The sequence below is a fragment of the Aeromonas aquatilis genome, assembly GCF_054052405.1.
The window spans coordinates 105,615-120,047 of record NZ_JBSTYP010000001.1 but is presented as its reverse complement, the minus strand read 5'-3'; the positions used below and the strand labels follow the sequence as shown (position 1 = coordinate 120,047).

Sequence of the window (14,433 nt, the reverse complement as noted above, 5' to 3'; positions counted from 1 at the left end):
AGAGTAAAAGGGCAAACTTAAGAAACCCTTAAGGAGCAAAAAAAGTTGTCAGCGAGGCTGCGGGCAGGCAATCTGCGCCGCTGTTATCCAACAGGAAGCCCCCAAGAGGAACCGCCATGTCATCCACCGTCAGCTGCCCCCTGTGTGCCAGCCATCGCAGTTATCCCCTGCCGGTGGCGGGCAAGAGCTATCATCGCTGCCTCGCGTGCGAGCTGGTCTGGCTGGATGAGGCCGATCATCTGGATGAGGCGGCGGAGAAGGCGGTCTATGACGGTCACGACAATCGGGTGGATGATCCCCGTTATCGCAGCTTTCTGATGCGGGCCTTTGGCGAGGTGCTGAGTCGGGTGCCAACTCCTGCCTGCGGCCTCGATTTTGGCTGTGGCCCGGGGCCGGCGCTGGTGGCGATGGGGCGCGAGGCGGGTTACCAGATGGCGGGGTATGACAAGTTCTACGCCGATGTTCCCGAATTGTTGGCGCGCCAGTACGACTTCATCACCAGTACCGAGGTGATCGAGCATATCGCCGAGCCGCGCACGGTGCTGGCGCAGTTGTGGGATTGCCTCAAGCCCGGTGGCCTGCTGGTGTTGCAGACCCAGCGGGTGCTCAGTGACGAGCGGTTTAAAAACTGGCGCTATCGCCACGACCCGACCCACATCGTCTTCTTTGCCGAGGCATCGTTTCAGGTGTTGGCCGCCAGCTGGCAGGCCGAACTCAGCTTCCCCCATGCCGATGTGGCGGTATTGCAGAAAGGCACGCCCTGAGGCGTGCCTTCATCTGTTACTCGTCGGGTTCGCCCGGCGCTACTCCTTGTAGCCCTTGTCCTGCCACTGGTAGTACATCAGGGCAGATTTGACGCCGATTGACTTGAACGGCTCTGGCGGCAGCCACATCGGCAGACTCTGCTCCGCGTGGTTGAACCAGGGGTGATCCTTGCCCTGGTAGAGGCTGGCCACGATGTCGCCAAACAGGAAGGAGAGGTTGATGCCGTGGCCGTTGTAGCCGAGGGCGTAGTAGATGTTCTTGTGATCCCCCATTACCCCCACCGCTTCGGTGCTGTCGCCGGTCATGCCAAGAACCCCGTCCCACACCTGCTCAAATTTGATCCCCTTGAGGGCCGGATAGAGGGTCACCAGCTCGGTCATCATCATTTCGCTGACCCGGTTGAGATCGCCCTTGTAGTTGAGGCCGTCGTTGAAGACGTACTCGGCATTGCCGCCACCGATGACGATCCGGTTATCCGGGGTCAACACCAGATGGAACAGGATGTTGCGGGTGTCGTAGTAGGGCACCCGGCTCTGCCACTGGATGGCGGCCAGCTGTTTTTTGGTAAGCGGCTCGGTGACGGCGCTCTGGGCGTGCACCGGAAATACTCGCCCGCTGAAGTAGCCAAGTTTTGAGGTATAGCCGTTGGTCGCCAGCATTATGCTGTCGGCGGTCACCTTGTACTTGTCGGCTACATTGAGCTCGATCTGCTTGCCCTCCTTGATCCCCATTACCGGGCTCTGCTCGTAGATGGTGACGCCCGCCTGCTCCACCGCCTTGCGCAGGGCATTGACCAGTTTCATGGCGTGTACCTGACCGCCATTGGGGTCGTAGACCGCCCCCACGTAGCGATCGGTGCCGAGTTTTTCCTCTGTGGTATCGGCGTTCCAGTACTGGAGCTGGATGCCGAGGCGATTGGCGGTTTTCACATAGTCGCGGTACTCGGCGATATCCTCCTCATCGAGGATCGCCTCCACATAGCCATCGAGCTTGAGGTCGGCCTCGACGCCGGTTGAGGCGACCAGCGCCTGCAGCTTGCGCATGCTGGCGACGGTGAGATCGTAGTGGCGCTTGCTCGCTTCCCCCTCTTCGTAGAGGTCCATCACCTCGGAGCCCGGCAACACCATGCCGCCGTTGCGGCCCGAGGCACCACTGCCCACCTGTCTGGCTTCGAAGATGGCGAGCTTGAGCGACGGGTTGGCCTTGGCCAGATGCCAGGCGCTGGAGAGTCCGCTGTAGCCGCCACCTATGATGGCGATATCCACCTTCATGTTTTGCGCCAGCGGGGCGCTCTCCTCTGCCGGTTTCTCCTTGAACCAGTAGCTGGTGTTGGGCTCAAAGTCGCTCATCTTGGGGCCGCAGGCGGCGAGGAAGAAACAGCTGATGCACATGGTCAACGCTCGTTGGCAAAGGGTGGTCGGATTCATCTTCTACTCCGGTTACAGATACAAAATATCAAATCATTTCATCGGGTTGGGCGGTGTTGACCCGGCGACCTATGTCTCTCAGCCGGGCCAGCTGATCGGCAAGACCGGGCCCCTCATCCAGGCTGGTGACAAAGTTCCAGAGGTAGGTCATCACAGCATAGACATGGCCTGCGGAGACCTGGGGTTGGGCCATCAGCATGGTGATGGCCAGCAGGAACAGCAGGGAGGCGCTGATGCCGACCGCCAGAAAGGCGAGTGCCTCCCGATCCGAAATCCGGATCCGCAGCCAGGCCAGCGCGCGGTAGTGGCGGGAGAGGCTGGCTGACTGGGCATGGGTGACCAGCTTGACCTCGTGCTCCAGCCGATCGTTGAGCCGCTCGTGCAGCAGCTGGTTCTTGCGCGAAAAGCCGGGCAGCAGCAGGCCGAACAGCAGCAATACCCCCATGCAGGCGATGCCGACCCAGAACTCGATCACCATCAGCATCACGGCCGCCCCGACGATGGAGATCAGGCTGGTGGCCAGGATCGGGATATGTTTCTCGAAGAAGTCGACAAACTCCCGCGCCAGGGTAACCCGCGCCACTATGGTGGATTGCCCCTCCTGCTGCTGTCGCTGGGTCAGGATCACCGGCACCGCCAGTGCCGCATAGATATGGGTAAAGGTGCGGGTATCGACCGCCCGGCGCAGGGCGCCGATCAGCCAGAACAGCAGCACGATGAGGGCATAGCTCGAGGCTTGCCACCACTGTCCCTTGACGATGGCGTCGATGGCAAAGCCGGCGAACAGGGGATAGACCACCAGCAGGATGTTTTCGAGGGCCACCAGCGAGAAGGTGCCCGCCAGCTTGAGGGGATTGGCCCGTGCAATCGCCCCCAGCGAACGACCGGCCGAGTGTGGCAACGGCGTGGCCTGCTCGTCGCAACTGGCTGCCGAAGTGGTTGGTGTTGTCATGGGTTATCTCCTAAGATGTCGGAAACGCTAATTTTGAGCGAGTGCTCAAAGCCTGTTTGAGCGACTGCTCAAAGTCAAGCAGATCGATGGATATCCCAGGAGGTCAGATGGCACGCCCATCAGCAGAACAGCGCAAAGAGATGATCATCGAGGCCGTACTGGCCCTGTTTCGAGAGAAGGGGATGGCGGCATCGTCCACCCGTAATATTGCCGAGCGCACCGGTCTGGCGCGCAGCCACGTCTACCACTACTTCAAGGATTGGAAGGAGCTCTGCCTCTGCGCCGTGGAGCGCTTCACCAGTCAGGAGATCGCCGAGCAGCGGGAGTGGCTGTTGCCGCTGCCTGCCCGCGAAGCGTTGCCACTGTTCGTGCGGGACAACCTGCCGACCAGTCAGGATGCCTCCTGGGCCATCTACCTCGATGCTTGGAACGAGTCACTGCGCGACCCGGTATTTGCCGAGAGTTACCGCAAGACCCTTCAGGCGTGGCGTGAGGTGCTGGAGCAGATCCTGCAAAAGGGGATCGACAGCGGCGAGTTTGTAGCGGGCGATGCCCGGCGACTGGCGCGCCAGATCACCTCGCTTATCAACGGCTATGCCGATGACCTTATTCTGGAGCCAACCCCCGAGGCGGTAGAGGCCACTTATCAAGAGATCATGCTGGTGGTCAATCAGCTGGTCTTGCCTCCGTCCCACTCATAGCGGCGCAGGCAAAAAAGGGTGGGGAGGTATGCCAGCGTGGTGTCTCCCCCGGTTTTGTTGGCCATCCACCGGGCGCGCGATGGTCAGATACCAGGGAGCGGTTGTTGATGTCGATTACCCATTTGTCACTGCAAGATGCCCGTCATCTGCAACTGGCGGCGCAGGGGCTGCTTGCCCCCCGTCGCAGCAAAGCGACCCCGGCCGATTTGCTGGCGACCATTCGCCGCATGGCGCTGCTGCAGATCGATACCATCTCGGTGGTGGCGCGCAGCCCCTATCTGGTGCTCTTTAGCCGGCTTGGCCAGTACGAACCGTGTTGGCTGGAGCAGCTGCTGGCCGACGGCGAGATCTTCGAATATTGGGCCCACGAGGCCTGCTTTGTGCCCCGCGAGGATTACCGGCTGTTGCGCCACAGGATGCTTGATCCTGCCGCCATGGGCTGGAAGTTTTCGGCCAACTGGCTCGCCACCCATCAGCAGGAGATCGGCCAGCTTATCGAGCGCATTCGCCACCATGGCCCGGTGCGGGCGGCTGACTTTGAACGCACAACCGACAAGGGGAATGGCTGGTGGGACTGGAAACCGGAGAAGCGCCATCTGGAGGTGTTGTTTACCACCGGTCAGCTGATGGTGCGTGAGCGGCGCAACTTTCAGCGAGTCTATGACCTGGCCGAACGGGTGCTCCCCGAGTGGTGCGATCAGCGGGATCTGCCAAGCGTCGAGCAGGCGCAGCGGGATATGGTGCGCGCCAGCTGCCGGGGTCTGGGGCTGGTCAAAACTGGCTGGGTGGCGGACTACTACCGGCTGCGGCGCGGCAAGTATGATGCCTTGCTGCATCAGCTGGCGGACGAGGGGGAGCTGCTGCCGGTGCGGGTGGAGGGATGGCAGCACGGCGCTTTTGTGCATGCCTCGCTGGCCGATGAGCTGGTGCAAGCCAAGGAGGGTCATCTCAAGGCAACCCATACTACCGTCTTGTCGCCGTTCGATCCGCTGGTATGGGATCGCAAGCGAGCCAAGGATCTGTTCAACTTCGACTATCGTATCGAGTGCTATACCCCGGCCCCCAAGCGTCAGTACGGTTACTTCGTGTTGCCGCTGCTGCATCGTGGCAAGCTGGTGGGCAGAATGGATGCCAAGGCCCATCGCCAGCAGGGGATCTTCGAGATCAAGAGCCTCTATCTGGAGGCCGGGGTTAGAGTGACCCGTACGCTTGCACAGGATCTGGCGAAAGCCCTGCAAAAGCTGGCTGACTGGCACCAAACCCCGCAGCTCCGTTATGGTGCCATTCCGGCCAATTTGCTGGCGTTGTGGTGAGACTTGGTCTCAGGCGCAGGCGAGTTCTGTTTCCATCGATGGCCTTATTGTTCAGGGGCGCGATGGGTCAGTGAGGACAGATGAAAAGAGGGCCAGTCGGTGCAAACCGGCTGGCCCTCTTGGTTACAGGTCTTTAGCGAGGTGGGCCGTCAGGCAGCCAGACGGGTCAGTACATTCACCAGCAGCTCGATGCGCGGGGCAATGCTGGCCAGATCCAGATACTCCTCGTCACTGTGGAAACCGGCACCGATGGGGCCGAGACCATCCAGAGTGGGGATGCCGAGGGCGGCGGTCAGGTTGGCATCAGAGCCGCCCCCCACCTCTTGCCAGCTGATTGGCAGTCCCAGTTCGGCGCCACACTCCTCCACCAACAGCATCATCGCCTGAGTACCCTCTGACGGCACCATGGCAGGTTTGTGGGCCTCGCGGGTCAGCTGGATGGTGACGCCATCCAGATGGGGACGCTCGGCCAGGGTCAGCAGATGATCGTTGATCTGGTGGTACTCCTGATTGTCCCAGAAGCGGACGTCTACCACGGCGCTGGCATGGGCCGGCACTATGTTGGCACCATTGCCCCCCTCGACAATGCCGATGTTGAGGGTGGTGCCGCTCTCGAAGTTGGTCAGGGCGTTGATAGCCAGGATCCAGTGGCCCAGCTCGGTGATGGCGCTGCGCCCCTTCTGCGGTTCGTTGCCCGCGTGAGCCGCCTTGCCGGTGAAGTCGATGCGATAACGGGCCATCCCCTTGCGCGCCTTGACCAGCGAGCCATCGGCGCGGGCCGCTTCGGCCACCAGCACCTGTTTTGCCTGTTTGGCCACCGCTGCCAGCCAGTCGCTGGAGTGCAGGGAGCCGATCTCCTCGTCCGGGTTCATGCAGACGCAGATGCTCAGGCGATCGCGCACCTCGCGGGGCAGTTCACGCAGGGCATAGACGATGTTGAGCAGCCCCGATTTCATGTCGGAGACACCGGGACCGTAAGCGCGCTCACCATCGATGCTCATCGGGCGGGCGGCGGCGGTGCCGAGGGGGAAGACAGTATCCATATGGCCGATCAGCATTACATCGATCTGTGCCGCATCAGGCTGGTTGCGGATCTCCAGCCCCACCCCGGCGGCGCCACAGTCGACCCGTTTGATCTGCCAGCCGCCCATCGCCTCATATTTGGCGGCCATCAGGTCGGCCACTGCCGCAATGCCCGGTTGGTGCAGGGATCCGCAATCCAGATTGATCAGCGGGGCCAGTTCGGTCAGGTATTGATCCAGCGAAAAAGTCATTGTTTGCTCCACTCACAGATCTGCAGTTACAGAATGATGTTCATCACCAGCATGGCGCCGAAGGCGTTGAGTACCGAGATGGCGACCATGATGGGGATGTAACGCCCTTCGGTGCCGATGCAACCGAGGATGCGGCCCATGTACTGCACCTGAGAGCCCATCAGGTAGATGGCCGGGGCCAGAATGGCGATGTGGGTGCCGTTGAGGATCCCCTGATCGAACAGGGTGATCACCACGCCGACCGCGCCGCCCATCGACATCCAGGCGCCGATCAGCACGGCGGCCGCCTCACCGGGCAGGCCGAAGATGGCCATGACGGGGGAGAAGATGGCACCCATGGCATCCAACGCACCGGTGATCTGCAGCGCCTTGATGATGACGAAGGCCATCAGCACGTTGGGCACGGTGGAGGTGGTGGCGATGACCCAGCCCTTCTTGGCCCCTTCGACGAAGATATCGGTGACGATGGGTTTCTTGACGTTGGCCTGGCTCATTTGGCTTGCTCCTGAGTGTTGAGAGTCTGTTGGGTGTTGCTGCTATCGACGTGCTTGCCTTCGCTCAGATTGAGGTAGACCCGGAACAGGTTGGCACCGACAAACTTGAAGGCGAACATCACGATGACCGCCAGACCAATGGAGGAGCTGACCGCCGGGCTGCCATCCGCCAGTGTCAGGGTGAACAGCACGGCACCGGAGGAGAAGAAGTTGACGATGGCTGCTCCGGCAGAGAACTGGAACATGGTGAATACGTCAGTTTCACGCTTGGTGATGAGCCCTTCATCCTTGAGCTGGCGGGTCATGGCGGCGCCGGCATCGGTACTCTGCAAGGAGGCGATCAGCGCCAGACCGGTATTGCCCGGCACCCCCATCAGCGGACGCAGCAGCGGGGTCAGCAGCTTGCGTGCCGCCTCCAGCGCGCCGTAGTGTTCCAGCACATTGATCATGCCGAGGGCGAACATCACGGTGGGGATCAGGGTGAGGGCAAACAGGAAGCCATCGCGGGCACCGTTGCCCCCTTTGCCGCGCATGTCGGTCATGGCGGTCTTGATGCCGTCACCATTCTCGCTGACGCTCTGGACCATGGTACCGAACGAACCGTTCAGCGTGGTGAAATCGAATACCCCGTACCACTCGCCGGATTGCAACAGTCCGGAGAAAAAGACCACGGCGAAGGCCAGTGCCAGGTAACTGCCTATGCTCACCGAGCGTGTTTTGTCTGTCATTAGCTAGCTCCATATGAATAATTATTTAATCTGAGTAATTATAATTGATATGCATGTCACTAAATTGATGGTGGTCAAAATGGTTTGCTGCAAATGGAGAATGTATTGGGGTTATGTGACTGTGATCGCCATATACTTGGACGATAATCTGGTTTTTATAGAATTGTTTGAGTGAATAAAAAGCAGAGGCGGGATAGCGGGGCAATAAAAAACCGGGCACGAGGCCCGGTTTGGTCAATCAGTCAGATGTGATTACTGGAGTACCAGTACCATCAGCAGGCCGACGGTAATGGCAGATACCAGGAAGGCAAAGCCATAAAACACATAGTGGTGCAGCTTGGTGGTGTGGATCCCCAGATCGTGCAGACCGTGGTAGATACGGTGCATACCGTGCCAGATTGGCAGGGCGATGATCACCAGCAGGATGCAGGCACCCCACCAGGAGCTGGCGAACGCGTGCACGCGGTCATAGCTCATGGTCTCTACGTCCATGATACCCATGGGTACCAGCAGACCGGTGATGAGGACAATGACCGGCAGCAGCATGGCAACGACCATGCCACCCGCACCAAACAGACCCCAGTAAATTGGTTCGTCAGAACGTCTCATTGTTTTCTCCTCAGGCCACGATGATCAGGACAAGCAGGGACACCACCGCCAGCGCCACATACTGGGCGAGAACGATCGGCTTCTCCGGTACCAGGTCTTCACCACGGAAGATACGCATGGCTTTCGGCGCCAGGGCGAACCAGGTTTTGGCATGGAACAGGCACGCCGCCAGAGCGACGACATGGAACAGGATTGCGATCGGGCTTTGCAGGGATTCCAGCCAGCCGTTGAACGCTTCCTGACCCTGAACCAGGCGCATCAGGCCCCACATCAGCACAACGGCGTAGATGGAGACGAAGATACTGGTGCCTTCACGGATCATGTAACCGGTGTAGAAGGCGTTCTTCAGCCACCAGTCTTTCTTCATTTCGCGGACGTAAGGTTTACGTTTGCTATCAGTGTTGTTCATGGTCTCAATCCTGCTCTCAATCTGGCTTGAACATGGCGATCATGTAGTCCTTGGCGCTCTCGACCTTGCCAAGCTGGATCGCTGCGGCCGGGTCTACACCTTTCGGGCACACGTCAGAGCAGTAACCCACGAAGGTACAGCCCCAGACGCCTTCGTCCTGGCTGATGATGCGCATACGCTCTTTGGCACCGGCATCACGGTTGTCGACGTTGTAGCGATAGGCCAGAGCCAGTGCCGCCGGACCGGTGAACTTCTTGTTGATGCCGTACTGCGGGCAGGCTGCGTAGCAGAGACCACAGTTGATGCACTGGGAGAACTGCTTGTACTGCGCCATCTGGGCCGGAGTCTGGATGTACTCGCCATCACACAGGCTGCGCGGCTCGCTCGGGATGATGTACGGCTTGATGCTCTCCAGCTTCTCGATGAAGTCGGACATGTCGACCACCAGATCGCGCTCGATCGGGAAGTTGTTGAGCGGCTCGATGGTCATCTTGCCCGGCAGGTAGTCACGCAGGAACGCCTTGCAACCCAGCTTGGGCACGCCGTTGACCATCATGCCGCAGGAGCCGCAGATTGCCATCCGGCAGGACCAGCGGAAGCTCAGGGTAGAGTCCAGGTGATCCTTGATGTACTGCAGTGCGTCCAGCAGAGACATCTCTCTCTGGTATGGCACCTGGAAGGTTTGCATCCAGGGCTCGTTATCCTGTTCCGGACGGTAGCGCAGGATTTCAATTTCAATCATCTCAGCCATTCTTCTTAGCCTCGTCTTGTTTCTCACCCTCGGAGCCGTACACGCGTTTTGCCGGCTGGGATTTAGTGATCTTCACATCGGAGTAATCGATGGAGGGCGTTTCGCCATTTTTGTAGAACGAGAGCGTGTGCTTGAGGAAGTTCACGTCATCGCGCTCTTCGTAACCATCCAGACGCTGGTGGGAACCGCGGGACTCTTTACGATTGATGGCTGAGTGCGCCATGGCTTCAGCCACGTCCAGCATGTAACCCAGTTCGATGGCGTACAGCAGATCGGTGTTGAAGACAGAGGACTTGTCGTTGACCTTGACCTTTTTGTAACGGGCTTTCAGCTCGTTGATCTTGTCGATGGTGCCCTGCATCAGCTCTTCGGTACGGTAGATACCGACACCGGCTTCCATGGACATGCCCAACTCGTTGCGAATGTCGGCCGGGTTTTCGGTGCCATCGATGTCGAGCAGGGAGAGGTGCTGCTTGATGAGCGCCTCGGCCTTGGCTGCCAGTGCTTCGGTGTTACCATGCTTCTGGGTCTTGGCGAATTCACCGGCCTGTTCACCAGCCAGCTTGCCGAATACCACGATCTCGGACAGAGAGTTGGAACCCAGACGGTTGGCTCCGTGCAGACCAACAGAGGCACATTCGCCAGCGGCGTAGAGGCCGGCCAGACGGGTGGCACACTTGTTGTCAGTCTCGATACCACCCATGGTGTAGTGGGCAGTCGGACGTACCGGGATTGGCTCTTTGGCCGGATCCACGTTGACGTAGGCTTTGGCCAGTTCGCAGATGAACGGCAGACGCTCTTTCAGGTACTTCTCGCCGAGGTGACGCAGATCGAGGTGAACCACATCGCCCATCGGGCCCTGAATGACGCGGCCTTTCTGTTGCTCTTGCCAGAATGCCTGGGAAACGCGGTCGCGCGGACCCAGTTCCATGTATTTGCTCTTCGGCTGGCCGATCGGGGTTTCCGGGCCCAAGCCGTAGTCTTGCAGGTAGCGGTAGCCATCTTTGTTGAGCAGGACGCCGCCTTCACCACGACAACCTTCGGTCATCAGGATGCCGGTACCCGGCAGGCCGGTCGGGTGATACTGAACGAATTCCATGTCACGCAGCGGTACGCCGTGACGATAGGCCAGCGCCATGCCGTCACCGGTCACGATGCCGCCGTTGGTGTTGTAACGGTAAACACGACCAGCACCACCAGTTGCCAGAATCACGGATTTGGCCTGGATGAAGCGGGTGATGCCGTTCTGGATGTCGAAGGTCAGTACGCCCTGGACACGGCCGTCGTCCACGATCAGATCAAGGCAGAAATGCTCGTCGAAGCGCTTGATGCTCGGGTATTTGACGGAGGTCTGGAACAGGGTGTGCAGAATATGGAAACCGGACTTGTCTGCTGCGAACCAGGTACGGGGAACCTTCATGCCACCAAACGGACGTACGTTGGCTTTACCATCCGGCTTGCGGCTCCATGGACAGCCCCAGTGTTCCAGCTGGACCATCTCTTTGGTTGCGTTGTTGACGAAGTAATCCACTACGTCCTGCTCGCACAGCCAGTCACCACCGGAGACGGTGTCATTGAAGTGGTTTTCGAGGGAGTCGTCATCACGCACAACACCGGCGGCGCCACCTTCGGCTGCGACGGTATGGCTACGCATTGGATAGACTTTGGAAATCAGGGCGATGTCCAGGTCTGGCTGTGATTCGGCTATAGCGATAGCGGCACGCAGGCCAGTACCGCCAGCACCGATGATGGCAACATCGGTCTTGATAATATCCACATCTGCCTCCTTAGGGATAGATTTGCTGGGCACGATTTTGCTCTATGAAAAAAATTCAGGCTTGATGCAAGTCAAACTGCTAGGTTTTATTCCATTTTTATTGGTTATTTTTCTATAAAACACCCAAATCCCTGGATGAAAATGTCGTTATTATCGCCATTTTTTGGTGTTGCTGAGCAGTTGAACACCTTGCTACGCATACTTTAACTTCTGGATTGTACGTAGTTTTCTTTCAATAAAATGCGAATCACCTCTCTTTTTAGGTACTCACGAAAAAAATTTTAAGTTTTTTATTGTAATTTTTTAATGAGAATTATTGGTATTCATCTATTCAGATAGAAATAGGTAATCCGAAGTGCGGCGGTGACCACGGCGGTGTTCTGATAATTCCAGACGAATCACAAGGGTTTCTAGGCGGGGTATTTGGCGGGTAATGTGAGATTACTCACTGAAAATTAAGCGCTATTTAGAAAAATAAAAGGGGCCTATACGGCCCCTTTTGCTCATGCTCAAATGCGGAACATGCCGACCTGATTGCTCAGTTCACCCGAAATATTTTTAAGTTGTTCAGAGAGATGGCGTGAGCTGTCTGCATCCACTGCCAGTTCGTCCGAGACATCTTTCACCGCCTGAATGTTGCGGCTTACCTCGTCGGTGACGGCCCGCTGCTCTTCAGCCGCGCTGGAGATCTGGGTCGCCATGTCGGAGATCTGGTTGATCGAGGTGGTGATCTGCTCCAGCGCCTGGGTGGCGTTGTTGGCGTCATCCACGCTGTTCTGGGCCAGCAGCTGGCCTTCGTGCATGGTGCTGACCGCTCCCTGGGTATTGCGTTGCAGGGTTTCGATCATATTGCGGATCTCGACGGTGGAGCTGTGGGTGCGCTGTGACAAGACGCGCACTTCGTCGGCTACCACCGCAAAGCCGCGGCCCTGTTCACCGGCACGGGCCGCTTCGATGGCGGCGTTGAGTGCCAGCAGGTTGGTCTGTTCTGCGATGCCCTGAATGGTGGAGAGGATGGTATTGATCTCCTGAGCGTTCTTCTCCAGCTCTTGAATGATGTTCGAGGCCTGCTCGACCTGAGTTGCCAGATCGGTGATGGAACGCTGGTTGCGGGCGATGACCTGCTTGCCATGTTCACAGCTGCTGCTGGAGGAGCGCGCTGCTTCGGCAGTCTGCTCGGCGTTGCTGGCAACCTCGACGGCGGTGGCCGACATCTCGTGGACCGCAGTGGCGATCTGGGAGATCTCGTTTTGCTGGCGTGCCAGCCCCTGATTGGCCTTCTCCGCCATGCTGTGGGAGGACTTGGCCTGCTGGTTGAGCTGGCCGGAGGAGTTGGAGATATCCTGCACCATCACATGGATCCGCTCGATGAAGGTGTTGACGTGCTTGGCAACCGCGCCCACTTCATCTTCACGCTCGATCTTGATGCGGCGAGTCAGATCGCCGTTGCCACGGGAGAGATCGGCAATCGCCTCGCCCAGGGTTTTCAGGGGAGCCAGCGAACCGTTGATGGCGATGTAGGAGAAACCGGCCACGATCAGTATGGTGATGAGCCCCTGAATGAGGGAGGAGGTGACCATGCTGCGAACCGACTGGTAGGCAGTCTGTTCATCCACCATCATGCCGTAATACCAGTTGGTATTGGGGATCGCGTTGAAGTCAAAGACCTCTTTCTTGCCGCTGATCACCAGCTCGTTGATCTTGCCGTCATTGGCGATCTGGTTGATGTAAGACGCGGTCAACTCCGGGGCCAGCGAGGTGGCGGGTTTGAGGCTCATGGAGGCATCGGGGTGCGCGATGATGGTGCCGTTGCTGTCGACCAGCATGGCGTAAGTCCCCTCGGTGGTGACCGCCAGAATGTCCGAGATCAGTGAACTGATGGAGACGTCCCCAGCGATGACCCCCTGAGTGTTGCCACGCTGGAAGGGTTCGGCAATGGTGACGATCAGCTGGCCGGTGGAGATATCGGCATAAGGGGGGGTGATGGTCATCTTGCCAGCAGCCATTGCGTCTTTGTACCAGGGGCGCTGACGGGGGTCATAACCAGCAGGCAGATTGGTCGGTTTACTCTGGATCATCTTGCCGTCTGTGGTACCGGCATAGACCAGGTCGAAGCCACCGGCATTCATGGATTGGGCCAGATGACTGATGGGCTCATCTTCTTTGGCGAATGCTTCCTTGGTGGTGCTGACCATGCTGATCCGGGAGTCGACCCAGCGGGAGATCCCCTTGACGTTGGCCATGGAGCTTTCGTCAATGATGTTCCAGACCAGTCGCTGGGTTTCACTGCGCAGTTGCGAGGTGTTGTACCAGACCTGCAGGCCGGTGATCACCAGAATGATGACCCCGATAGCCAGGACCAGCTTGTTTTTAATGGATAAGTTCATAATTACATCCTTGTGAGCGTCAGTCTGAAGTGTGTGGAATCTAGTTATTGTTATGAGCCTTTGTTTATCGGCCGAAGTTGAACTCTTTGTATCCCGGTCAGCTATTTAAAGTTAGTGCCTAAATCAGTGGTTATCCATATGTGTATCGCGCCCTCACTGCGCCAGAAAACGATCCGGTCGATTGGTAAAGATTCCATCGACCCCCATCTTGGCTAGGGTTTCAGAATCTTCAGGATAATCAACGGTATAAACCAGAACTTTGAGCCCCCGGCGATGTGCATCATCGACCAGCGCGGCGTCGATGAAATCAACATCGCAATTGATGGACCAGGCCCCCAGCTCGTCGGCAAACTGCGCCAGGTTGAGCGGCAGGTTGGCGGTCAGGGCTCCGAGCCGGATATCGGGGCGCAAGGTGGCAAATCGGGCCAGCTCCGGGTGATGGAAGGAGGAGACCACCCATTGGTCGGGGGTAAAGCCAAGCTCGGCCTCTGCCCGTCGGGTCAGGGCTGCCACCGCGTCGGCGGTATGGGCCCCCTTGAGCTCGATATGCAACTCGCAGCGTCCGGCGATGATCTCCATCACCTGCCACAGGGTCGGGATCACCTCTCCCTCACCGGCATCGAGCTGCTCCAGATAGGAGCGGGATTGTTCGGTCAGCACCCCCTTGCCATTGGTGCAACGCTCCAGCCGCCGGTCATGGAAGACCCACAACTCGCCATCGGCCGCCTGCACGTCGATCTCTATGGCTGACGCTCCCAGCTCCAGCGCTTTTGCCATTGCCTTGAGGGTGTTCTCCGGTGCCAGACCGCTGGCGCCACGGTGGGCAATAATCTGCATGTTCTGCTC

Annotated in this window: 14 protein-coding genes; 3 read left to right on the top strand and 11 right to left on the bottom strand. The window is 58.6% G+C overall.

All coding sequences use genetic code 11. The annotated features are described in order from the left end of the window. Positions 1–116 precede the first annotated feature (116 nt). Complete coding sequence (locus tag ACW5W8_RS00590) at positions 117–764, top strand: class I SAM-dependent methyltransferase (RefSeq protein ID WP_498625933.1); 648 nt, start codon at positions 117–119, stop codon at positions 762–764. Between the two features lie 39 nt (positions 765–803). Here ACW5W8_RS00590 and ACW5W8_RS00585 read toward each other — a convergent pair whose 3' ends face one another. Next, entirely contained in the window at positions 804–2,192 is a 1,389-nt protein-coding gene (locus ACW5W8_RS00585) for an NAD(P)/FAD-dependent oxidoreductase (protein WP_498625932.1), read from the bottom strand. A 28-nt stretch (positions 2,193–2,220) separates the two neighbouring features. Further along, positions 2,221–3,144 carry an ABC transporter six-transmembrane domain-containing protein gene (locus ACW5W8_RS00580; protein ID WP_139433304.1) on the bottom strand — a complete coding sequence of 308 codons (924 nt, stop codon included), beginning with the start codon at positions 3,142–3,144 and terminating at the stop codon, positions 2,221–2,223. Positions 3,145–3,251: 107 nt separating this feature from the next. Here ACW5W8_RS00580 and ACW5W8_RS00575 point away from each other — a divergent pair, with 107 nt between their 5' ends. Beyond that, positions 3,252–3,845 (top strand): TetR/AcrR family transcriptional regulator, encoded by a 594-nt coding sequence (locus tag ACW5W8_RS00575; protein WP_498625930.1) that lies wholly within the window; start codon positions 3,252–3,254, stop codon positions 3,843–3,845. A gap of 107 nt (positions 3,846–3,952) precedes the next feature. Continuing rightward, positions 3,953–5,158: a winged helix-turn-helix domain-containing protein gene (locus ACW5W8_RS00570; RefSeq protein WP_498625929.1), complete on the top strand. Its 1,206-nt coding sequence runs from the start codon at positions 3,953–3,955 to the stop codon at positions 5,156–5,158. Between the two features lie 149 nt (positions 5,159–5,307). Here ACW5W8_RS00570 and ACW5W8_RS00565 read toward each other — a convergent pair whose 3' ends face one another. From ACW5W8_RS00565 to ACW5W8_RS00525, 9 genes are all read right to left on the bottom strand, one after another. After that, positions 5,308–6,432 carry a M20 family metallopeptidase gene (locus tag ACW5W8_RS00565; protein WP_498625927.1) on the bottom strand — a complete coding sequence of 375 codons (1,125 nt, stop codon included), beginning with the start codon at positions 6,430–6,432 and terminating at the stop codon, positions 5,308–5,310. 26 nt (positions 6,433–6,458) lie between these two features. Then, positions 6,459–6,926, bottom strand: coding sequence for a YjiG family protein (locus ACW5W8_RS00560; RefSeq protein WP_498625926.1), 468 nt, complete (start codon positions 6,924–6,926; stop codon positions 6,459–6,461). Then, complete coding sequence (locus ACW5W8_RS00555) at positions 6,923–7,654, bottom strand: nucleoside recognition domain-containing protein (RefSeq protein ID WP_498625925.1); 732 nt, start codon at positions 7,652–7,654, stop codon at positions 6,923–6,925. Before ACW5W8_RS00555 ends, ACW5W8_RS00560 begins: the two co-directional genes overlap by 4 nt. Positions 7,655–7,906: 252 nt before the next feature. Next, positions 7,907–8,263, bottom strand: coding sequence for a fumarate reductase subunit FrdD (gene frdD / locus ACW5W8_RS00550; RefSeq protein ID WP_040098079.1), 357 nt, complete (start codon positions 8,261–8,263; stop codon positions 7,907–7,909). Between the two features lie 10 nt (positions 8,264–8,273). Further along, on the bottom strand, positions 8,274–8,672 hold the full coding sequence (locus tag ACW5W8_RS00545; RefSeq protein ID WP_005335058.1) for a fumarate reductase subunit C: 399 nt from the start codon (positions 8,670–8,672) through the stop codon (positions 8,274–8,276). A 16-nt stretch (positions 8,673–8,688) separates the two neighbouring features. Then, on the bottom strand, positions 8,689–9,423 hold the full coding sequence (locus ACW5W8_RS00540; RefSeq protein WP_498625924.1) for a succinate dehydrogenase/fumarate reductase iron-sulfur subunit: 735 nt from the start codon (positions 9,421–9,423) through the stop codon (positions 8,689–8,691). After that, complete coding sequence (gene frdA / locus ACW5W8_RS00535; protein ID WP_498625923.1) at positions 9,416–11,200, bottom strand: fumarate reductase (quinol) flavoprotein subunit; 1,785 nt, start codon at positions 11,198–11,200, stop codon at positions 9,416–9,418. Before frdA ends, ACW5W8_RS00540 begins: the two co-directional genes overlap by 8 nt. Positions 11,201–11,709: 509 nt before the next feature. Continuing rightward, entirely contained in the window at positions 11,710–13,587 is a 1,878-nt protein-coding gene (locus ACW5W8_RS00530; RefSeq protein ID WP_498625921.1) for a methyl-accepting chemotaxis protein, read from the bottom strand. A gap of 153 nt (positions 13,588–13,740) precedes the next feature. Further along, positions 13,741–14,424 carry a glycerophosphodiester phosphodiesterase gene (locus ACW5W8_RS00525; protein ID WP_498625920.1) on the bottom strand — a complete coding sequence of 228 codons (684 nt, stop codon included), beginning with the start codon at positions 14,422–14,424 and terminating at the stop codon, positions 13,741–13,743. Positions 14,425–14,433: the final 9 nt, after the last annotated feature.